The organism is Reyranella sp. GW821-FHT14A01, from assembly GCF_058803965.1.
This window is the reverse complement of record NZ_JBXAPM010000014.1, coordinates 60817-81744: the sequence shown is the minus strand read 5'-3', so window position 1 is coordinate 81744 and position 20928 is coordinate 60817. Positions and strand designations below refer to the sequence as shown.

The window sequence follows — 20928 nt, the reverse complement described above, 5'->3', positions numbered from 1 at the left end:
GCCGCGGTCCCGGCCTTGTTACCGCCCGTATCGCATGCCAAATAAGGCGGATGACCAATTCCCGTGAAGCCGTCGACGACAGCGCCGACTACTGGCGCCGCGACGAGCGCACCATCAAGCTGCATGGAGCGGAAGGCTTCACCGGCATGCGCAAGGCCGGCCGGCTGGCCGCTGAGACGCTCGATTTCATCACGCCCTACGTCCAGCCGGGTGTCAGCACGGACGAGCTGAACACGCTCTGTCACGACTTCATCCTCGATCACAAGGCGATCCCCGCGCCGCTGAACTATCGCGGCTTCCCCAAGTCGATCTGCACCTCGATCAACCATGTCGTCTGCCACGGCATCCCTTCGGACAAGCGGCTGCAGAACGGCGACATCGTCAACATCGACGTGACGGTGATCCTCGACGGCTGGTACGGCGACACCAGCCGCATGTACTTCGCCGGAGATGTCGGCGTGAAGGCGCGGCGCCTGTGCGACGTCACCTACGAGGCGATGATGCGCGGCATCGCGGCGGCCAAGCCCGGTGCCCATGTCGGCGACATCGGCCATGCGATCCAATCCTATGTCGAGGCACAGCGCTTCTCGGTCGTGCGCGACTTCTCGGGCCACGGGCTCGGCCGCATCTTCCACGACGCGCCGAACATCCTGCACTACGGCAAGAAGGGCACCGGCCCGGTGCTGAAGCCCGGCATGTTCTTCACCGTCGAGCCGATGGTGAATGCCGGCACCTGGCAGGTGAAGATCCTGAGCGACGGCTGGACCGCGGTGACCCGCGACAAGCAGCTCTCCGCCCAGTTCGAGCATTCGGTGGGCGTCACCGAAACCGGCATCGAGTTCTTCACGCTTTCGCCCAAGGAACTGGCCAAGCCGCCGTACGATGTCCAGGCCAAGACGCTACAGCCGACGCCGGGGTAGCGTCCCTTTCGCTTCCCTCAATCGGAGTGAAGGTGGAACCCCTTCGAGGTGATCCGCCATCTTCCCTCGATGCGATGCCATGTCAGGTGATCGGTGAAGCGCATCGTGGCGATACGGACCTGGACCTTGGTCATGGTCTGGGTCGGCGACGCGAAATCCACCAGAAGGACATCGTCCGCGCGCGCCGCGTTCTGCGACTTGGGTGAGTCGCGGCGGTCGAGGATGTCCCGGTAGACCGCGGCCGACCACGACTGCATTGCACCGTCACGAAAGCCGTGCAGATGCACGGTCGGATGGAACACATCGTCGAACCTCGACGTGTCGCAGTCGTACATGAGATCGAAGTATTGCTGCACGGCCTCCATCAGGCTCGCCATGCAGGCGGTGTCGATCCGCCCGCCGATATCTCCCGGTCCCGTCATCGTGGATGACTCCTTTCACCCTCAGGATGCTGTCGGCGTTGTTTCCTGAAAAGCGGGAAGATACGATCTCATTCATCGGATAATCGGATGGATGATGGCACGCCTCGACCTCGAACTGCTTCATACGTTCGTGACCGTTGCCGAGGCGGGAAGCCTTTCCGCCGCCGCGCCGCGGCTTCACCGCTCGCAATCCGCCCTCAGCGAGCAGATCCGCAAGCTCGAAGAGACGGTCAATGTCCGGCTGCTGCTGCGCGGCAAGACCGGCGCGACGCCGACGCCCGCCGGTGAACGCTTGCTCGATCATGCGCGCAGCTTGCTGGCGTTGAGCGAACAGGCGATACGGGACGTCAGGGGCGACCGGATCGAAGGTGAGCTGCGGCTGGCGATCACCGAATATTTCCGTCCCAGTACCGTCACCTCCATCCTGAAGCGCATCCGCCGGAACTATCCAAAACTCAGGCTCCATGTCTCCATCGAGAAGAGCATGGGCATCGAAGACGCCCTGCATCGCAACGAATTCGACATCGGCATACCGATGCGGATCGCCCGGTCGCGCGCGGCGAAGACGGCGGCTTCGATCGAGCTGGCGCGCGAGCCGCTGCACTGGCTCGCCGCGCCGGACGCTTTCGACCTCGAGGCCGGTGGGCCGCTGCCGCTCATCCTGCTGCCCGAGAGCTGCTCGCTGCACAGGCTCGTCCTGCAGGAGCTGCGTCGCCGCAAGCTTGATTTCTATGTGGCCCATACGGCCTCCGGCGTTGCGGGCGCGCAGCAGGCGCTGCTTGCCGGGCTGGGCGTCACCTGCCTGAACGACTCGGCCCGACCCGCCAACGTGCGGATCGTGAAGCCGGGCCGGAGGTTGCCGAAGCTGCCGCCGGTCGAGTTCTCGCTGCTGTCTGCGCCCGGCGCCTCGCAAAGCCCCCTCGTCTCGTGCGTGAAGTCGATCCTGATCGAGCAGTTCGCGCAGACCGGCTGACTTCTTTTTCAATGGCTTCGCAAGCCTTCAGCTGCTTACGTAAGCGGGCGCCCGACCCCAATCATCAAGGAGGAAAGCCGATGTCGTTCTACCGTGGCATGACCTGTGAGAACGTCACCCTGAAGGGCGACGGGGGAACACCGATCACCGCCTACGTGGCGAAGCCGGAGGGCAAGGGTCCCTTCCCCGGCGTCGTCCTCATCCACCATCTCCCCGGCTGGAGCGAGCTCTATATCGAGACGACGCGGCGCTTTGCGCACCATGGCTATATCGCGATCTGCGCCAATCTCTATGAGCGCGAGGGCGGCGGCAGCGACGGCAATCCCGACGACGTCGCCGCGAAGGTGCGCGCCGATGGCGGCATCGCCGACGCCCAGATGGTGGGCGACACCGAGGCCGCGGTGAAGTGGATGCGCGCGCAGCCCGAACATAACGGCAAGGTCGGCCTGCTCGGCTCCTGCTCGGGCGGCCGGCACGCCTTCATCTATGCCTGCCAGAAGAAGGACGTCGACGCCTGTGTCGAGCTGTGGGGCGGCCGCGTGGTGATGGGCAAGGAGGAGCTCAACGCCAAGACGCCGGTCGCGCCGATCGACATGACGAAAGATCTGTCCTGCCCGCTGCTCGGCCTGTTCGGCAACGACGATCGCGCGCCCAGTCCCGAGCAGGTTGACCAGCACGAGGCGGAGCTGGCGAAGCACGGCAAGGCGCACGAGTTCCACCGCTACGACGGCGCCGGCCATGGCTTCTTCTACTGGCACCGGCCGCTCTACCGGCCCGAACAGGCGATGGACGGCTGGAGCAAGATCTGGGCCTTCTTCCGGACCCACCTCGCGAAGTAGGAGCCCGCCCATGTGCACCTCGATCGTCGAGATCACCGAGGCCGAAGGCATGGCCAAGCGCGGGGACGAGTGGTTTCCGCTGACCCGGGCGGTGGTCGCCTACGACCACGCACGACATGCGCCGCTGGGCGACGTCATCACCCTCGATTTCTTCAACGAGCGTCTCGATGCCAGCGCCCGCGCCGGCGTTGAGATCACGCTCGACTCGGCCAAGGCCCTGCGGGCCGCGCTCGACCGCGCGATCGCATCGGCCGAGTACGAGGAAGCCGAGGTGCGCGGCAAACACACGCCCCCACGGCTCGTTCGGGTCGCGTAAACGGTACCGGCGGGCGGCCGAGCGTCGTCAGGCGCCCTCGGCCGTCAGCACCAGCTTCTGGATACCGCCATCGGCCTCGGGCGACAGCATGATCGTGCCGTTCAATCGGCCGCGCGCGCAGTCGATGACGAAGCGTCCACCCGAGGCATGGATCGGCTCGATGCGCCCGAGACGCCCCTCGCCCAGCCACTGCTTGAGCGACGCGAGCTCGGCGTCGCGCAGGGGCGCCGGCGTGTCGAGCAGGAAGTTCACCGCGAACGGCCGGTCGCCGCCTTCGATGCGACCCGAAGCATAGGCCGCGACGACCGCATCGACGGCGCGCGCGAGCGCCGCTGACGGCATCGCCAGGGGAAGCGGCGGCGCCGCTGCGTGCAGCATATCCGCGACGGTCAGCGTGAGCCGCGACATGGCTGCATAGGTCCGGTTGCCGAAGGCGAAGACACCCCAGCCGCGCGCCGGCAGCGTCAGCACGTGCGAGCCATACCCCGGCAGGCCGCCCGCGTGATGGATCCGCATGCCGAGCAGTGCGTCGGTCGTATGGGTGAGACCGTAGCCATAGGCGCTGGGCTGTCCCGCGCGGGCGCCGGGCCCGGAATCGGGCACGAAGGGCGGCGCGTGCCACAACACCATCTCGCGCACGCTCGACCGGCGGACCGGGCCGCTCTCGGGATCGTCGCGCGCCGGCCAGGCGTCGAGCAGGAACGCCACGTAGCGGGCATAGTCCGGCACGGTCGTCGCGAGGCCGCCCATGGCGCCGACCTCGCCGTCCGGCTCGATGCGCTCGCGCGACCAGGTCTCGCCATCGAGGCGATAGCCCCAGGCATAGTCTCCCTTCGCCGCCGCCGGTGCGTCGAAGGTGGTGTGCGCCATGCCGAGCGGCTCGAGGAAGGTGCGCTGCATATAGACCTGGTAGGGCTCTCCGCTCACATTGGTCAGCACGCGCCCCAGCAGCGCGTAGCCCAGGTTGCTGTATTCGAAGGCGAGGCCCGGCGGGCGGGCAAACAGGTGGCCGGTGGCGATCACCTGATCGAGCTGGGCGGGCGACATGCCGAGCACGCGGTCCCCCCAGGGATCGTCGGTGACGAAGCCCGCGGTGTGCGTCAACAGGTGACGCACTGTGACCGGCGCGCTGTCGCGGGTCGCGGGCTTCACCGCCCTGAACTGCGGCACATAGTGCGCCAGCGGCACGTCGAGCTGCAGCCATCCCCGATCGCGCAACGAGAGGATCGCGAGCGCGGTCATGTTCTTGGTCATCGAGGCGATGCGGAAGGCAGTGCCCACCTCGACGCGACGGCCGGCTTCCCGATCGGCGAGCCCCATCGCCGTCGCGTGGACGAGGCGGCCGTCCTGCACGATGCCCAGGGCGAGACCCGGTATCCGTTCCTGATGGGCGAAAGCGGCGCAGGCCGCGTCGATCTCGATGAAGTCGTCGGCTGACATCACGCCAGCCTACAGGCCCGAGGTCTCGGCTTCAGCCCTTTCCTGCCGCCTTACCGTCGCAGCCCGATCTAGCGGATCGTGAGATCCCGTGGCCGTCCCTCCTTGGCGCCTTCGTAGATCACAAGGAGACGCAGGCCATCGCCGGTCTGTTCGAGAGGCAGGATGGCTTCGGGCTTGGGATACTCTGCGTCGTCGCCGTCCTTGCCCGGATACACCGGGACTTCGGCCCCGACTCCCGTGACGTCGCCCTCACCGGACCACCGGTGGATGAAGTACTTTCCAGGATCGCCTTTCTTCAACTCGGCTGAGGAACCCACCAAAACCAAAAATTCGCCCTTGTAGAGCACGAGATCGCGAACCCCGTTGCCTTCGCCCACCGTCAGCGAATGCAACTTCAACTCCGGGAGTCCAGGCTTGCCGTCGAACAAGGCTTCCACCGGAACCGTTGCCACCGTGGCCCGACCAGGAGCCAGGATCGGCGCTCGCAATCCCGCATAGAGGATACCGTCCTTGATCGCGACGCCTTCGATGGTGAGGCCGTTCTTGTCCAAATCCTTCTCGGCGAAATCTTTGAGAGCGGAATGGTCTGCCAGGGCCTTGCGAAGCTTTGCCGTCGTTTCGATCCTGGGCGTCACCTTCAGACGCCCCTCCTTCGTGATGTCATTGCTGTCGATCCTGAACCGCACAAGCTGACTGCTTGCCGTGACCCGGGCTTCGCGCGTCGCTTCGTTCTTCGTTTTGTGACGCGGGCTGCCATGCGAGCCGATGACGTAGGAATAGCCATCGGCATAAGCCACGCCCTCGCCGTCGAGTTCGAGCGGCTCGCCGTCGTGCGTGTTACCAATCAGTTGGATCGTCTGGCCGGCGACGATCTCGTTCTCATGCAGAATCACCAGCTGCGCCCATTGCACCTCGTCGTCGATCACGAGGCACTGCCGTGGAAAGCCGGACTCGCGGGTGCAGGCGATCCCGCTCACATCCTGGGCCTTCTTGAACGCGCCGGGCTTGTCCTTCTTCGGCTCGCCCCTGAGCTCATTCTCGACCTTCCATTCCCTGGCCTCCACCGGGAGCGCCAGCATCGCGAGAAGGGCCACGATCACGGTGCAGGCCCATGAATTCCGGAGCCGGTCAGGCATTTGGCCCTCCAGGACGCAAGATCGATGGGGCAGGCTACAGGCCCAAGGTCTTGGGTTCAGCCCTTTCCTGCCGCCTTTCCGCCGCGGTTCCATCGGATCGTATCCGCATGGGGAAGGCGAAGCGGGCAACTCTCAAGGCGGTTCCGGTTGAGACGGCGGCTGATCCGGCGCCGAATGACGACACCTTGCTCGCACTGCTGGCGGCCGGCCTTCGCCTGCAATCCTCCGAAAATCTCTGGCGCGTGAGCGGCAATACCCTGCCCCACCGCATCCTGTTGCGCGAAGCGGGCGGCACCTGGAACCGTCTCGACCAATGCTGGGATTTCACCGGCGAGGATCCAACCGCCAGGCTGGCCGCTGCGCTCGAAGCGGCGCCCGCGGCATCGGCCGGCCACAATAGCGGCGAGCCGACGCCGCCCCGGCCGCACTATCACGGTCATCGCGGCCGGGTGCGCGAGCGCGTGATCAAGGCTGGCGTCGAGTCGCTGGCCGACTACGAGCTGCTGGAGCTGCTGCTCTTCTATTCGATCGAACGGATCGACACCAAGCCGATGGCCAAGGCCTTGCTGGAGCGCTTCGGCACGCTGGGCGACGTCTTCGCGGCCGAACCCGCGCAGCTACGCGAATTCGAGATCGACCAGCGCACCCTGGTCCACTTCAAGGCGATGCGCGAGGTCGGGCGCCGGCTGGCCGAGCGCAAGGTCAAGGACATGCCGGTGCTGACCAACTGGCAGCAGCTCATCGACTATTGCCACGCGGCGCTCGCCCACGAGAAGACCGAGCAGTTCCGCATCCTCTTCCTCGACCGCAAGAACGTGCTGATCGCCGACGAGGTCCAGCAGCGCGGCACCATCGACCACACCCCCGTCTATCCGCGCGAGGTCGTGAAGCGCGCGCTGGCATTGAATGCGGCCGCGCTGATCCTGGTCCATAATCATCCCAGCGGCGATCCCAAGCCCAGCCGCGACGACATCGAGATGACGCGCGAGATCAAGGCGGCGTCGGAGGCGCTGGGTATCACGATCCACGATCACCTGGTGATCGGCCGCAAAGGGCATGCGAGCTTCAGGAGTCTGGGGCTGCTCTGACGGACGGGAGGTCACCTGCGATGATCGCGCCCATCTGGATGTTCTGGGAAGGGCCAAGGCCGCCCTACATCGATCTCTGCCTGGAAACGGCCCGCCGGCACCATCCCGACCTGCACCTGCTCGACTGCGCCGCGTTCGATCGCCTGTGGACCGACGACCGGGACATACCCTTGGACGGCCTTGGCCTCAACCACGTGTCGGATTTCGTCCGCGCCTGGCTCCTGTCGCGCCATGGCGGGCTCTACATCGATGCCGACTGCATCGTGATGCGCAGCCTGTCGCCGCTGCTCGAAGCGGCCGAGACGCACCGCTTCATCGGCTATCGCGAGCCGCAGGGCTATGCGAGTTGCAACTTCATGGCCGCGCAAGCCGGAGGCGAGGTCATCATGGATCACTACGCCCGTGTTGCCAGGCGACTGCGGGGTCCCCGCCCGATCGCGTGGCTCGACCTGGCCTCCACCCCGATGGACAAGGCGATCAAGGCCCACGGTCGCGACGCGCTGCTGCTTCCCACGCGAACGGTGATGCCGCTTGCCTGGAACGACAGCGCCCGGCTCGCGATCCGGCGCGACGACAGCCGGCACGCGGCCGGGCTCGAACCGGACTGCTGGACCTACATGCTGTCCAACAACACGATCCGCAACGACGTGCGCACACGCCATCTGGCGTACATGCCGGCCGATCTGCTGCTCGCGGATGGCAGCCTCCTCGGCTGCCTCTTTCGGCGCGCGCTCGGTCATCCGCCCGTCGACCGCGGCATTCCGGAGGAGACGCCGGCCGCTCATCTCGGGGGACACGAGGAACTGACCCAGTTCGACGAAGGCGCATTCGACTACCTCGTCGACCGGTTCCGGCCCCGCAGCTTCCTCGATGTCGGCTGCGGGCCCGGCGGGATGGTTTGCTATGCCCTGTCCCGCGGCCTTGTCGCGCGCGGCGTCGATGGCGATCCGCGTTATGCGCGCCATTCTCCGTATATCGTCGAGCACGACTACGCCACTGGACCGCTCGATGCCGGTCCCTACGACCTCGGCTGGGCCGTCGAGTTCGTCGAGCATGTGGATGAACCCTATGTGGCCAACTTCATGACCACGTTCGCGGGATGCCGCCAGGTCTTCATCACGGCCGCGGTGCCCGGTCAGCCTGGACATCACCACGTCAACTGTCAGTGGAGCGACTACTGGATCACCCGGTTCGCGGCGGCCGGCTTCCGGCACGATGCGGAAGCGACGGCCGGCGTGCGCGCCCATTCGAACAACCACAGCGGCTTCACCGCGCAGACCGGACTCGTCTTCACGCGCACCGGATAACCCGGCGATCGCCGCCGGTCAGGCCTGCTCCGCCAGCGCCGGTTCCACCTTGCCGGGAGTCGTCGCTGCGCGCCGCAGGATGCGGAGCGTGTCGACCGCCGTTTCGATCTCCCATTCGCCGGAAGCGACGATCTCGTCGACGAAGCTCACGACCCCCGGGAAGTAGTCGGCGTAGTCGTGAAACGCGACGCGGGCGTTGGGCGTGAGCGCCTGCTCGAACGCCGCGAAATCGGCCGCGACGGCGGGATAGTCGTGCAGACCGTCGATCAGCAACAGATCGACCGGCGCGTCGGTCGCGACCTCGGGTGCCTCGCCGGTCCGGGCCGACACAAACGATCCCAGCCCCGACGCCGACAGCATCTGGTCGAAACGCCCGCGCGTGGCCTGTTCGCGGCACAGCTTGTCCTCGCGACTGCCCGTCACCCCGTCGAAGCGGTCGACCGCCGTCACCCGCGCTTCGATGGAGGCCGCCTGCGCCGCGCGGCCGAGCAGGAGCGTCGCCTTGCCACAATGGCTGCCGATCTCGACGATGTGGCCGGCCGCCGCATCGCGCGCCAGGGCCTTGCGGGCGGCGGTCAGCACCGCGCTCGCCTCGGCGTCGCTCAGCCAGCCCGGGATCGCGCGCATCTGCGCCAGGATCGCGACATCCTCCGTTGCCGGCCCCGGAAGGGGTGCGGGCGGTGCGGAGCGATAATGATTGCAGGCTGCTCGCAGATGGCTCCGCAGCGGATCGTCCAGCGTACGCGGGACGGGGTGAATCCAGAAGGTCCGGGGATCGGCGCGGGCGACGTCCACGTCGCGCTGACTCCAGCGCCGTCGATACTGGGTCCAGTCGCCGCGACAGGGACTCTGCTGAACCGGGAAGCCGAGCAGGCGGGCAAGCGTGGGGATCAGGACCTCTTCGGTCGCCCAAAGCCGCGACCTGGCGAGGATCGAAGCGAGTTGCGAATCGCGGAAGAGCTCCGCGATGGCGCGGCCGCACTCCGCGCCGATCACCGTGGCCGGCCAAAAGGTCCAATGGACGAACGCCAGGTCTCCGTCCTTGAACCGGTCCAGAAAAGGCTGCCAGAGGGCGCGTTCGGCCTGGGCCGTCACGGCGGGCGGAATGCGCGTGTCGGCTCCCTGCGGCCGGGCGTCGCTCGACAGCACCCCGGACACGCCGCCGTGCGCCGCCAGGAAGGCGGGATAGCCTGCGCGCAGCATCATCTGGTCGGAATCGACGATGGTGAGCGCGTCGTATGTCCGGCCACGAAGCTGCCCTATGCAGTCGAGCGCGAAGCCGTGGAGCGAGCCCCACTTCATCGGACGGCACTCCGGCACGATTTCGACGCCCCAGCGTGCCCAGGGAAGGCGCGGATCGAGCAGTCGGCCGCCGGGGCTGCCGTCGTAGAGCAGGATCGGCGACGTCGGGTCATGGAAACGAAGGTTGCGGACGAGGTCGACCACGCATTCGGGCCGCTCGTGCGCCAGCAATGCGTAGACATTGGCGAGAGGACGCGGCGGGGTCGGCACGCCCGTGACCGACCATTGGGCGATCCGGTCGACCAAGGGTGCGGGTGGGCGCTCGGTCCAATAGCCTGCCTGCGTGCGCTTCGCGCTGGTGTTGCCGGAATGGACACGTGCGATCAGCCAATCCCCTTCGGCCATGGCATGGACGCGCGCATCGCTCGCGTCGAACACGAAGCGCGTGTCCTCGCCGGCGCGCATCTGGTGGAAGGGACGGCGCTGCCAGAGCGTCCGCCGATAGGCCATGCTCGCGCCATACACCCAGCGCCGGCGCCCGGCCCACCGATAGTCCCAGGCCTGCGAGCCGTCATCGGAGAGAAAGGCAATCCGGTCGAGCCCGACGATCTCCGCGCCAGTGGCATCGAGCGCCGCGACCTGACGGCTCAGCCGGTCCGGCGCATGCCAGTCGTCATCGTCCCAGTGCACGATGATCTCCCCCTGCGCCAGCTCGCACAGCCGGTTCCGCTTGTCGCCAACCACCCGCCTCACCTCTTCGCGGAGGTAGCGGATGCGCTGATGATTTGGGACGAGATCAGCTACACAATCCTTGCCATCGTCGAGGATCACCAGCTCGCGCTCGGCGTAGTCCTGGTTCAGAAAATATTCGATGGCATTCGGCACAAAACGTCGCCTATCAGCGGTAGGCATAATGCAGGACAATAGTGGCAGGGGCATAGTCCGACCTATTGGAATGGTCACTCTGGACGGTAAGGACTTCCGGCATAAGTGCTGTCGGGGATGATAGCTTGGGAATGTTTGCAGGATTTGAGCAGGTAGGCTTGGGCATTCGTGTTGACGAGAGCAGCTGATAGTTGAGGCCGGCGGGTCAATTGAGATCTCTCCAAATGCCGCGCTCTGACCGACTCCATTTGAGGCTTATTCGCAACTGTGCGTAGAAATGCTGCTTCCAGGTATTCTGGGCGAATAGCGACTTTCCACGAAGATATTCGCGAAGGGGTAAGTCCTGGGTTCCGCCTTGACCGGCCGGTGCCTCGCCAGAGGAGTACGGCTTACCGAATAGCACACCGAGTCTATTGTTGGTTGTTGCAGCAGTGAGGGCGAGATTGCCAGAGGCATTCCTGCCACCAGCAGAGCGCTCTATAATATGCTCCCACTGCATTCCGCCCGGATTGAACTGCTTCCGATGATGCCGATAATTGAGCACCGTGCGCGCAATTCAAATGACTCCCACTCCTGCTTTTTGTTTTCCTCAATGATCTCATCTTCCGGGATGAGTCGTTGCGAAGTGTGGCCCTTCCTCCAGTTCTTTTCGTGTGTGTCGAACGTCAGGCGCCCGTAACGCTCCACCTTCTGGTTAGCTGAGCGCCATCTGAACTCACCACGCCCACTATCCAACATTACCACGATGCTAGGAATCCACTTCTCTCGGTCCGGATCGAGCCAACGCGGGTCCTTGTACAGAACAAGGATGACATCGTTTACCGCGAGATTTGCAGGATCAAATCGCTTGCGCTTCGTTCGGCGAGCCGGGTTGATCTCGACAAGTACGTCATACTGGCCATCTCCGCGTTCGAGCGTGATGCGTGTAAGCGCATGACGTTTCTGGATTGCTGCCAGCGAGGCTGGAAGACTGTCCGGGGTCGAATGAACGTCAAACAGCGCGCGCTCTGCCTCTTCCTTCGCAGCGATAACCGCAGCCTCCTTTTCTGCCGGCGTACGAGCATCTACCCCCCTGCTCCGGTTCGGTGAAGCAACCAGTCGCCGTGCCTGCGCCACGATCCACGCCACCACCTTGTCCAGCGCCTTGTCGATCGGGTCGCGGATCTTCTTGACCAGGGCCAGCACCGCGTCGCTCACCTTGCCCAGGCCGGAGATGCGCGCGAGGAAGCTGATGACGAGCGTCAGCAGCCCGGCCATCGTCTGCTCGACCCTGTTGGCGGCGGGCGCGATGTTGCCCGCGGCGATCGCGGCAATGCCGTCGATGAAGGCCGCCGCCACCTGCGCGATCTGGCGGATGCGCTCCACGAAAAACATGATCGTGTTGTAGATGGCGATGATCGCCTGGATGAACGCGCCGGCCGGGTTGAGCATCGACAGGAGCTTGGTCACGGCGGCCTCGACGACCTTGGACTTCACGAAGTCCATCACCGCGTCGATCGCCATCTGCTTCAGATTGGTCATCGTCTCGACGATCTTCTCCCAGGCCGCCGCGGGCCCCTGGGTGACCAGCGTCTTGACGATATCGAAGCCGGTCTCGAGCGACTTCACCACGGTCTCGCTGGTCGCGGCGACCAGCTTCGCGCGGATGTTGGCCCAGGTGAGACCCATCACCGAAAGCACGAACTTGAGGATCTCGAGAAGCGTGAAGCCGGTCGGAATGTAGACCCCGGAGCCCGCGAGGGAGCCGGTCAGCCAGCCGATGAGCGCCGCCTTGAGATGGGTCAGGAAATTCGACGCAAATTGCCGGAAGCCCTGGATTCCGGCGCGCACCAGCGTCCGCACGAAGCCGATGGGATTGCGGATGATGGTCGAGAATGCGCTGCCAGCCTTCCTGAGGTAGGGAACCACCGCCGGCGCGACCACCGAGAGGATGATCTCGAGCAGGTTCAGCACCGTGCCGCCGGCCCAGCGCATGAAGTCGCCGACGAAGCTGCCGAAGGCGCCCAGAATCTTGCCGAAGGCGCCGACGATGGTGACGATATCGAAGATCGTCAGCGACCGTATGACGCCCATGACGCGGCCAGGGATCGACGTGACGAGCGACAGCGCGCCCTTCATGGCGCCCTGGAACCATGCCCACGCCCGGTCGACGGCATTGCCCTTCTTGATGTTCTCCCAGATTTCCTTCTGGCCGATCAATTCCATGAAGGCGCCGATCAGGGCCGAGGCCGGGCTCTCGCCCTCGTCCGAGACCGGATTCTTGCCGAACACGCCGACGAGCAGGTTCCACTTGGGAACGTTCTCGGCGGCAAAGCGGCCGAGCGGCTTCAGGATCACGTCCTTGACGATGTCAGCGATGCCCTTGACCAGCCCCTTGCCGAAGTCGATCAGCCGCTTCACGGGCGCCGTGAAAATCGCGATCGCGCGATCGATCACCTGGCCGGGGCGGACGATATCCCTGAGGCCCAGTGAATCGAGGAACTCCATCAGCGCGTCGCGAAAGGCGCGCCCGACCATGCCCAGCGAGCGGAACTGGTCCTCGATGAACTTCCCGCCCCGCTGGAAGACGCCGTGGTTCTCGAGCGCCTCGACGATCTTGGGGCCACCGGGAATGAACTCGATCAGCGCGCGCAGGATGTTGGCGCCGCTGCGATCCACGCTCGCCATGTTGATCGGATTGACGCCGATCACGATGGTGAAGAGCCGGAAGCCCGGGATGTAGTTAGCCTTGTCGGCGACCCAGTCCAGCGCCCGGCTGATCAGCCCGCGCTGCACGTGCGGCTCGCTCGTCTGGTTGATCTGGATCTCGCGCTGGACGACCTGGCGCTGCTGGATGGTGTGCGTCAGCTCATGCGCGATCAGTTCCATGCCCTCGGGACTGTCGGGCTGGAATGCGCCGTCGTTGAAGAAGATATCGCGACCATAGGCGAAGGCGCGCGCGCCCAGCCGGCTCGAGAGGTTCGACGCCTTGCCGCCGGTATGGATCCTGATACCCGAGAAGTTGGCGCGGAAACGCGGTTCCATGAACTCGCGCGTCTCATTGGGAAGCGGATGGCCGCGGCCAAGCTCCGACCTGATCGCCTCGGTGAGTTCCGGTGAGGTCTCGTCCTCTTTCGGCGCAGGGGGCGTCGGCACCGGGGGAGCGCGCGCAACAGGCGCTCGTGCGGCGAGCACCGGCACCCGGGCCCGTGCACTCACCGCCGGCGCCGGCATCGCCAGCACCGCGCGGGCGGTTGCCTGTGCCTCCCGCTCCGCGGCGTCATCCGGGCTCGAAACCTTGAACGCCTGCACGCGCCGGCGATCGTGTGCCCGGCCGGGTTCGGGAGCCCGCGCAACGGCAACGGCCGGTGCCGCGCTCTGCCGGACGGCCGCCGCCGCGCCCATCTCAGCCGACCGCCGCCAGGAGCGGCTTCAGCGGGCAGTGCGCGTCGAGCTTTCGATACTCGCGGAACACCGCGCGCCGCAGGATCTCGTCGCCGATCGCCGCGCCCGCCTCCAGTGCCAGCAGCCGGGCATGCAGCGCGACGTTGCGGAGCTGACCGCCCGAGAGCGCGCAACGCACCGCGATCTCCTGCACCAGATCATCGTCAGCGCGATGGTCGCCTAGATGGCGATCGAGGATCTGGTACCGGCGCAGCTCGTCGGGCGCGCTGAAAGGCACGACCACGTCCATGCGCCGCTGGAAGGCCTTGTCGATCCGGTCCGAGGCGTTGGTGGTGACGATCAGGATGCCGGAAAAGGTCTCGATGCGCTGGAGAAGGAAGTTGGTCTCGAGGTTGGCGTAGCGGTCGTTGGAGTTCCCGACATCCGTGCGGCGCGCCATGAGGGCGTCGCCTTCGTCGAGCAGCAGGATCGTGTCCAGCTCTTCCGCCGCGGCGAAAGCGCGGTCGAGTGCCTTTTCCGTTTCGCCGATGTACTTGCTGACGGTCGCGGCGAGATCGATCCGCCAGATGTCGCGCGCGAGATCGTGCGCAAGACGGCGAGCCGCCAGCGTCTTGCCCGTCCCCGAGGGCCCGGAGAACAGGGCGCGCACGCCCATTGCACCCGGCCCGGGCCCCGCATGCGCACCGAGCGCTTCGCGATTGCGGCAGCGGCTGGCAAGCGCCGCCATCTCGTCGCTCGCCAGGTCGTCGAGGGCGAGGAACTCGCGGCGCTTGCCGGGATCCACCCGGGCGGCGACGCTCTCGAGCCGGCTGTCCTGCAGGTCGCGCAACGCCGCCCGCACGTCCGGTCCGGTCACCTCGCGGCGCCCTGCCTGGTGAGCGGCAAGCTGCGCACCCACCGCCGCGCGATGGATCGTGCCGCTGGTCAGCCGGAAGGCGTCGGCAAGCACCATGACGCTACCGCCGCCCGCTTCGACGAGTGCCGCACGCCAATGTGCCGCGCGTTCGAAGCGGTCGGGCGCGGGAACTGTGAGCGTCGCCTGAGGCCGGTCGCCAAGTCGGAAGCCGCCGCTCGCGCCGGCGATGACGATCAGACGGATGGGCTCCAGGGCGAAAGCCGGCACATCGCGCACCTCGCCGGCGCCGAGCGCCGCTGCGATCACGACGACCGCGTCGTGGAGGAAGGCAAACAGGCCGATCTGGCGCCACGCCTCCGGATTGTCCAAGGCGGCTGCCTCGACCTCGAGCAGCGGCCGTTCGATCGCGCGGGCCAGCGCTCTCGCGATCGTCCTGCGGCCATTGCGCGTGGGACCGCGCAGCAGCACCGCGAGCATCGGGTTTCGCACCATCGCCTCGCCGAGCCTGCGGGCATGCGCGATCACGTCCTCCGCCGCAAGGATCGTCTCGAACGGCTTCAGCTCCTCTACCGCCGACAGCCGGCTTCCGGCCGGTGATGACGTGTCGCCGCTCAGCGCGTCCCAGGCTGTCGTCGAGACGGTAAGCTCCCAATCGAAGCGCGGCGCCTGCGGGTTCGTGACAACGACCAGGCCGGTGCGGACCAACCGGCCGATCGATGTCCGGACGGCCCCTGGATCATCCCGGCCGTCGTGATGGCGCCAGAGCGCGGTGAGCGTCGCCAGCGTGAACCGGTCGTTCTGCCCGACCAGGCCGGCGATCCGCGCGTCCTCGCCGGCGAGCCCGATCGCGAGCAGAAGCTCGACCGCCAGCGGGTCCGCGAGCACAGCGCCGAGTCGATTGAGGGGAAGCTGCGGCGCGGCAAGGGACCAGCGGGCCACCATCGCCGACCATTGCCCGGCCGAGATATTCTTCTCACCCGCGAGCCTGGAGATCTCGTCGGCATATTCGCGGAGCCAGGGCGCCTGCTCGCCAATCCTCTCGGCGAGGAGCGCCCCCGTCCCGAGCAGCGCGAGACGCAGATGCGTCGCCGGATCGCGGCCAAGAGTGGCGATACTCATGTGAAGTGGAACCGGATGCTGCGACCCGCGGCCGGAATCCAGCCGGGATCACGGTCCAGGCCCGCAAGCCGCACCGCCAGAGGATGGTCGTTGAGCGCGCACTCGACATCAACGCACTCGGAATCGATCGAGATCGCGCCGCGCGACTGGACGACCGTTGCAATAGCTGTCCTCGCATCCCCTGCTCCAAGCGCGGCCATGGTCCTGGCCTCGATGTAACGTCCAAGGCAGGCAACCCAGCGGCGGCGCAACCAAGCTGCCGAGTGGCGAACCTTCGACCTGTCGGCGATCGGGAAACCCGCGTGATGCCAATGGCTGACCCCGCCGCGCATCGGGACGCTGCGTGCGCGCCTGCGCGGCCACGGCGCGAGCCACGCGGACGGGACCCGCCAGACCGGCGCCTCGAAATACCGGCCGACGCGATCGCGCGGGCCGAGTCCGGCCAGGCCCCGCAAGACCAGCTCGGTCGAGCCGGAGCCGTCGCAAAGCCGGCTGCCGAGCCAGCGCCTGCCGAGCAGCAGCAGCAACTCGAACGGCGAGAGGCCGCGCAACCGGCGTTCGGGATCGGTGAAATCACCGTAGAGTCCGAGGGCCAGAAACACGTTCAGGAAAAAGAACAGGCCTGCGTAGTCGCTGATGACCGGCGCCTGCTTCCCTACATGGCCGGGGGCCTCAACAGGCAGGCCTGGGAGGCCGGATTCGAAGATGACCGGGCGATTGCCGTGCGTTGCTATCGGGAGGGAGGCTGCTCCCGGCGCTGCCAGAGCGCGATCGTGCGGCGCAGTCGCGTTCGGCTGTGCGTGGCCAGCGGAGATGCGCATCGCCGACGACGGCTGATCAGCCGCGCCGACGACGACAGACGGCAACGGCGGCACCGTCGCAATCGGGCCGCCCGAGCTCGGCGCGCGCATGGTTTCCGGCGCACGCGCCATGTCTGCGAGGGCTGTGCCGAGGATGCGGGTCGACATCAGCGCCGGCCGGCGCACGGCGACCAGGCAGGCGGCAATGAAGATGCGCACCTTCTCGCGAGACGACACCTTCTCGGCGAGGGCGATGGCGTTCGCGATCACGGCCGATACCGTCGATGGAAGCGCCAAGTGCCGCCGAGGGCTGGATTCTCGCGGATCGAGGGTCGCGCCAGGTTTGGGCGATGACGGCACCGTAGCAGTGCCATGGCTGCGCAGAAGGGTCTCGACCGCAAACGCAAGTTCGCCATCGGAGAACCGGGCGAACCAGGGCGCGGCAAGGCCGGCCTCCACAAGTGCGGTGACGAGGCGCGGCAGCAGGCGCAGATCCTGGAAGAGAAATCGCCGCCAACGCACGATGGGGGTCTCGCTGCCTGGCATCGTTTCGAGGACCACGGCAGGCAGTCGATCGCCGGTCAGCCAGGCGCGCACGATCGCGACTTCAAGCGCGATCTCGTCCTCGAAATAGACGCTATCCCCTGTCGCCGACAGCCCGCGCCGTGCGGCAACCTTGGCAGCCCGGATCCGGTCGATCAGTTCGCCGGCGAAGCGCTCGCGCCCCGCTACCCGGAGTGGGCGCTCCATATGCATCCGGCGGATGAGAAGAAGCGCACGCTCGCCGATTCCCGTCGCGGCAGGCGACGCGAGGCCGAGCGCCGCCGACAGCCTCTCGCGATCTCCCGGCCGAGCATTGGCGAGCCTTGCACGTCCGACCTGGACGGCGGGCATCGCGGCCTTCATGTGTTTGGCGTCGCCGGCGGCGGTGTCGGCGGGACCGGACCCGTCGCCGACGGAGCGGGCGCTGTCCCCGGCGAAGCCGGCGCCGGGTTCGCGCCGGACCGGCCCTCCAGCGCCTTGAGCCTGCCATCGAGGGCAAGCAGAGCCTCGACCAGATTGTTCATGAAGTCCGCGGTGATGAGATCGCCGGGCTTGACGGTGGTGAGTGCCAGCCGGACCGCGGGTTCGAGGGGCGTCGCGACTGCCGCAGGCGCCGGAGCGTCCGGAGTCGCGGGTGTGGGCTGAACCGGCTGGGGGCCGACGGTGGCAAACCCAAGGATGCCGCGATCGGTCAGAAGCGTTTCGATCAGGGTGCGGTCGCGCTGGCTCAGTCGCTGACCGGTGGCAAGTGCCTGCGACGCGAATGTCTGGTCCAGGGGCGTATTGAATGTCGGCATGTCCATCCCTCCGTCAGGGAATCAGGGCGTAGTTGGCGTAGTTCCAGTGGCTGAGATTGAATCGCGCATCGCCGCGATACGGCAGGTGGCCGTTGGCGAAGAGCAGGATGTCGGCACGGTTCGGCGCCATGAGGGTCTGAGCGATGCGGTAGAGCCAGATGGCGTGATCGCTCTTGGTGCTGATCGCGGGCGCGACGAAGCTCTCGCGCAGCAACGGCTCGACCGCACTGGCATCGATGTGCAACGGCCCACGCACCGTCAGCCCCGAGAAGAAGGCGCCGGCCTGCTTGTCCGATAGCCCGGGCAGCAGACCAGCCGGCGGCAGGAAGGCGAAGCGCTCCTTCGCGATCGTCGCGGCGAGATCGATGCCGTCTATCTCGTCCTGGAACTGGCGGAACATCGCTCTCCCCAGCCCCAGCCGCCGCGGTTCCGAAATGGTGCTGACGACACTCTCGGGATCGCGCGGGCACACGGGACGGCGGACGCTCCAATTGTCGGTGAAGACGTGACCGGCGGCATTGAAGGCGAGAAGCGCGAGCGGGACCTCGGCATCGCCCAGCCCGTGGCCCCGCAGCGCCTCGATCAGGTCGTCGCGGCGCGGATCGCTGCCCAGCAGGTCGGCCGGCCAGCCGGGGCCGACGCCGGCGCCGAACGCCTCATAGGCGATGGCGTTGCGAAAATCCGCTTGGGCGGGACTGGCCGTGAAAAGTTCGTCACGGATCTCGAGCAGGCGGAACTGCAACGCCTCGACGGTCACGTCGAGCGCGCAACGGCCGGTGGCGTCGCCCATGCCGCTCACGGCTGCCCGCCCCTCGCTGGTGAAGGCAGGAGCGATCGTGAGGAGGTAGAGGCCGGCGCCGGCGACATAGTCGCCATCGGCGAGCGGCGCGCAGTCGCTGAAGAGGCAGGCGACGTTGTTCGCGCCGGGCGTGGCGGCCCGATCCAGCGCAAGCGTCACAGGCTGCTTCAGGCACAAGGTCGCGCCCAGCCGGTTGATCGCTATGCCGGGACGGACCGATGCCGCCGGACGGCCGCCCGGCGCGATGTTGCCGCGGAACGCCACCTCCAACCCCCACGAGATGCCGTCGCCCATCGCAAGGCCCAGTCGCGCCGCCGCTTCGCGCCGCGCCGCTTGCTCGCGGCCCATATCGTTGCCGGTCAACAGGCGGCCGTTGAAGAAGTTGACCGTGCGGATCGCGTCCTCGCCGAGCGGATCTTGAAGCGAGACGAATTCATCAGGCATCGCTCATTCCCTCCGGCTAAGGATTATGGTCCGCGATCTGGATCCACATGCTCTTCCCGTCCGAGAGCATCGTGCGCGCCTGGCCCGACTCGATCGCTCGGGGTATGCCCTCAATAATATCGTTGGCGGCGGGCCTGAAACTCACTACTCCCTCCATCGCGCGGAAGACATAGACGCGGCCCAGTCCCACTTCGCTCGCGAGCGGCATGACGACAGTCGCCGGATTGAGGGCAATGAAGGCGTCAAACTTTTCGTGACCGAGTTGCGGGATATCGATCACGCGCGTGCCTTGTGCGATGAACGTGCGCAGACGGAAAGGACCGCTGCCGCCTGGGGGACCGATCGGCCCCCGCGGCCCCTCCGGGCCAGTGGCGCCCGGTGGTCCCGGTGGTCCTGGTTGCCCCGGTGCTCCTGCTTGCCCCGATGGTCCCGGTGGTCCTGATTGCCCCGGTGCTCCTGGTTGCCCCGGTGGTCCCACGGGGCCCGGCACCCCCGCGAGGCCGGCAGGGCCTTGCGGGCCAACCGGCCCCTGAGGTCCTGGCGGCCCTTGCGACCCGGCAGGACCGATGGGGCCAGGGGGTGGGCTGAGCCAGCCTCCCATGCCCTCGTCGGTCATGATGCCGAGTGCGGTCTGGACGAGGTGGAGCGGCGCGATGAGCGGCCGACGGCGTTCGTCGATGATCACCGATGTGCTGTCACCATCGACGCTCCACCCCGTCGCAGGATCGCCGCCGACATGCGAGAGCGGGACCTGAAGCGCAGCGAGCAGAACGCAGTCGTGCTCGGCAGCGGCGGGATCGGCGCATCGGCGCGCCATTACCTTCGGTCGGAACTCGGTAATCCAGATTCGCCAGGCGAGCTTCAGAAACTCGTCGTAGTCGTCGATCGCGACGCCGGGCGGCAGCGGTGGCACCGGAGGTGAGCTCCAGGGCGGCGAGGCGTCGTCGACTTCGTCGACGACAGCGGTAAGCGCGGCCCGGACTGCCGCCGCCCACTCTTCGGGAGCGAGCGGCGGCGAACCGGGCCCTTCGTCGACGATGTCATCGAGCCAGGCGGAGAAGGCAGCAATCGCATCCGCCTCCCACTGCGCCGGTGGATCGAGGCGGAAATCGAGGCAGTAGTCGTCGGCGATGCGGGAAGGCTGCATCAAAGCCGCTTCGGAACGGCACGGCTCACCCGGCACCGGCACCGGCGCGATCGCGCAGTCGCGGTAGCACAGCGTCAAGTAGAGGGTGACCGTCGGCAAGGGCGGAGAACCGGACATGCGTGCGGCCACCCGACGGGCATGGTCCGAATCGGAGAGCCAACCGTTGATCGAGCCGCACTGGTCGCGTCCGACGCAGATCATCCTGCCCGAGGGCGCCGCCGCCGATCCGGCCGACACACGGACACGGGGACCGTTGTTCCCATCGTCCTCCATGGTGACGGCAAGGCCGCTCGCCGTGCCATATCCGAGGAGGTCACGCACCATCCACTCGCTGCGTCCGACGAGATAGGCGTGCTCCTGGACATAGTCGGCGACGCCCAGCACCATCCCCTTGACGAAGTTGACGTGCTGGCCGGGATCGGGCGTGCCGATCGCCGGCATGGTCGCGGTGGTGGCGTTACAGCAGGCCAT

At 66.9% G+C, this 20928-nt stretch carries 16 protein-coding genes; 6 read left to right on the top strand and 10 right to left on the bottom strand.

Going from position 1 to position 20928, the window contains the following annotated elements; all coding sequences use genetic code 11:
* Positions 1–50: 50 nt before the first annotated feature.
* Positions 51–920, top strand: a complete 870-nt coding sequence (map, locus tag AC1ROX_RS23935) for a type I methionyl aminopeptidase (protein WP_493129888.1) — start codon at positions 51–53, stop codon at positions 918–920.
* A gap of 17 nt (positions 921–937) precedes the next feature.
* On the opposite strand, the gene AC1ROX_RS23930 is transcribed toward map, so the two are convergent.
* On the bottom strand, positions 938–1342 hold the full coding sequence (locus tag AC1ROX_RS23930) for a nuclear transport factor 2 family protein (protein WP_493129886.1): 405 nt from the start codon (positions 1340–1342) through the stop codon (positions 938–940).
* Positions 1343–1433: 91 nt separating this feature from the next.
* On the opposite strand from AC1ROX_RS23930, the gene AC1ROX_RS23925 reads away from it, so the two are divergent.
* From AC1ROX_RS23925 to AC1ROX_RS23915, 3 genes are all read left to right on the top strand, one after another.
* Positions 1434–2315 carry a LysR family transcriptional regulator gene (locus AC1ROX_RS23925; RefSeq protein WP_493129884.1) on the top strand — a complete coding sequence of 294 codons (882 nt, stop codon included), beginning with the start codon at positions 1434–1436 and terminating at the stop codon, positions 2313–2315.
* An 80-nt stretch (positions 2316–2395) separates the two neighbouring features.
* The gene (locus AC1ROX_RS23920; protein ID WP_493129882.1) at positions 2396–3154 is read left to right on the top strand and encodes a dienelactone hydrolase family protein; all 759 of its coding nucleotides are present in this window, start codon (positions 2396–2398) and stop codon (positions 3152–3154) included.
* 10 nt (positions 3155–3164) lie between these two features.
* Positions 3165–3470 (top strand): DUF6295 family protein, encoded by a 306-nt coding sequence (locus AC1ROX_RS23915; RefSeq protein ID WP_493129880.1) that lies wholly within the window; start codon positions 3165–3167, stop codon positions 3468–3470.
* 27 nt (positions 3471–3497) lie between these two features.
* Here the strand turns inward: AC1ROX_RS23915 and AC1ROX_RS23910 are convergent, their stop codons facing one another.
* Together AC1ROX_RS23910 and AC1ROX_RS23905 are read right to left on the bottom strand one after the other, a co-directional pair.
* Complete coding sequence (locus AC1ROX_RS23910) at positions 3498–4910, bottom strand: serine hydrolase domain-containing protein (RefSeq protein ID WP_493129878.1); 1413 nt, start codon at positions 4908–4910, stop codon at positions 3498–3500.
* A gap of 68 nt (positions 4911–4978) precedes the next feature.
* On the bottom strand, positions 4979–6046 hold the full coding sequence (locus AC1ROX_RS23905) for a DUF3616 domain-containing protein (protein WP_493129876.1): 1068 nt from the start codon (positions 6044–6046) through the stop codon (positions 4979–4981).
* Between the two features lie 449 nt (positions 6047–6495).
* On the opposite strand from AC1ROX_RS23905, the gene radC reads away from it, so the two are divergent.
* Positions 6496–7134, top strand: a complete 639-nt coding sequence (radC, locus tag AC1ROX_RS23900) for a RadC family protein (RefSeq protein WP_493130106.1) — start codon at positions 6496–6498, stop codon at positions 7132–7134.
* 20 nt (positions 7135–7154) lie between these two features.
* Complete coding sequence (locus tag AC1ROX_RS23895; protein ID WP_493129874.1) at positions 7155–8441, top strand: glycosyltransferase; 1287 nt, start codon at positions 7155–7157, stop codon at positions 8439–8441.
* A gap of 18 nt (positions 8442–8459) precedes the next feature.
* Here the strand turns inward: AC1ROX_RS23895 and AC1ROX_RS23890 are convergent, their stop codons facing one another.
* The 7 genes from AC1ROX_RS23890 to AC1ROX_RS23860 all read right to left on the bottom strand — a co-directional run bounded on the left by AC1ROX_RS23890 (position 8460) and on the right by AC1ROX_RS23860 (position 20928).
* Complete coding sequence (locus tag AC1ROX_RS23890; RefSeq protein ID WP_493130104.1) at positions 8460–10595, bottom strand: glycosyltransferase; 2136 nt, start codon at positions 10593–10595, stop codon at positions 8460–8462.
* Between the two features lie 450 nt (positions 10596–11045).
* Positions 11046–13952, bottom strand: coding sequence for an eCIS core domain-containing protein (locus AC1ROX_RS23885; RefSeq protein ID WP_493129872.1), 2907 nt, complete (start codon positions 13950–13952; stop codon positions 11046–11048).
* A gap of 1 nt (position 13953) precedes the next feature.
* Complete coding sequence (locus AC1ROX_RS23880; RefSeq protein WP_493129869.1) at positions 13954–15927, bottom strand: ATP-binding protein; 1974 nt, start codon at positions 15925–15927, stop codon at positions 13954–13956.
* On the bottom strand, positions 15924–17633 hold the full coding sequence (locus AC1ROX_RS23875; protein ID WP_493129867.1) for a hypothetical protein: 1710 nt from the start codon (positions 17631–17633) through the stop codon (positions 15924–15926). The genes AC1ROX_RS23880 and AC1ROX_RS23875 overlap by 4 nt, the downstream gene beginning before the upstream one ends.
* On the bottom strand, positions 17630–18067 hold the full coding sequence (locus AC1ROX_RS23870) for a hypothetical protein (RefSeq protein ID WP_493129865.1): 438 nt from the start codon (positions 18065–18067) through the stop codon (positions 17630–17632). Before AC1ROX_RS23870 ends, AC1ROX_RS23875 begins: the two co-directional genes overlap by 4 nt.
* 13 nt (positions 18068–18080) lie before the next feature.
* The gene (locus AC1ROX_RS23865; protein ID WP_493129863.1) at positions 18081–19310 is read right to left on the bottom strand and encodes a hypothetical protein; all 1230 of its coding nucleotides are present in this window, start codon (positions 19308–19310) and stop codon (positions 18081–18083) included.
* A 16-nt stretch (positions 19311–19326) separates the two neighbouring features.
* Positions 19327–20928 carry a hypothetical protein gene (locus tag AC1ROX_RS23860; protein ID WP_493129861.1) on the bottom strand — a complete coding sequence of 534 codons (1602 nt, stop codon included), beginning with the start codon at positions 20926–20928 and terminating at the stop codon, positions 19327–19329.

Bases quoted from the DNA above. Each gene is read 5' to 3' on its own strand.
- AC1ROX_RS23865 (WP_493129863.1), bottom strand. From the start codon at position 19,310: ATGCCTGATGAATTCGTCTCGCTTCAAGATCCGCTCGGCGAGGACGCG.
- AC1ROX_RS23910 (WP_493129878.1), bottom strand. From the start codon at position 4,910: ATGTCAGCCGACGACTTCATCGAGATCGACGCGGCCTGCGCCGCTTTC.
- map (WP_493129888.1), top strand. From the start codon at position 51: ATGACCAATTCCCGTGAAGCCGTCGACGACAGCGCCGACTACTGGCGC.
- AC1ROX_RS23880 (WP_493129869.1), bottom strand. From the start codon at position 15,927: ATGAGTATCGCCACTCTTGGCCGCGATCCGGCGACGCATCTGCGTCTC.
- AC1ROX_RS23915 (WP_493129880.1), top strand. From the start codon at position 3,165: ATGTGCACCTCGATCGTCGAGATCACCGAGGCCGAAGGCATGGCCAAG.
- AC1ROX_RS23875 (WP_493129867.1), bottom strand. From the start codon at position 17,633: ATGAAGGCCGCGATGCCCGCCGTCCAGGTCGGACGTGCAAGGCTCGCC.
- AC1ROX_RS23930 (WP_493129886.1), bottom strand. From the start codon at position 1,342: ATGACGGGACCGGGAGATATCGGCGGGCGGATCGACACCGCCTGCATG.
- AC1ROX_RS23895 (WP_493129874.1), top strand. From the start codon at position 7,155: ATGATCGCGCCCATCTGGATGTTCTGGGAAGGGCCAAGGCCGCCCTAC.
- AC1ROX_RS23890 (WP_493130104.1), bottom strand. From the start codon at position 10,595: ATGCCTACCGCTGATAGGCGACGTTTTGTGCCGAATGCCATCGAATAT.
- AC1ROX_RS23925 (WP_493129884.1), top strand. From the start codon at position 1,434: ATGATGGCACGCCTCGACCTCGAACTGCTTCATACGTTCGTGACCGTT.
- AC1ROX_RS23905 (WP_493129876.1), bottom strand. From the start codon at position 6,046: ATGCCTGACCGGCTCCGGAATTCATGGGCCTGCACCGTGATCGTGGCC.
- AC1ROX_RS23885 (WP_493129872.1), bottom strand. From the start codon at position 13,952: ATGGGCGCGGCGGCGGCCGTCCGGCAGAGCGCGGCACCGGCCGTTGCC.
- AC1ROX_RS23920 (WP_493129882.1), top strand. From the start codon at position 2,396: ATGTCGTTCTACCGTGGCATGACCTGTGAGAACGTCACCCTGAAGGGC.
- AC1ROX_RS23860 (WP_493129861.1), bottom strand. From the start codon at position 20,928: ATGGCCTGCTGTAACGCCACCACCGCGACCATGCCGGCGATCGGCACG.
- AC1ROX_RS23870 (WP_493129865.1), bottom strand. From the start codon at position 18,067: ATGCCGACATTCAATACGCCCCTGGACCAGACATTCGCGTCGCAGGCA.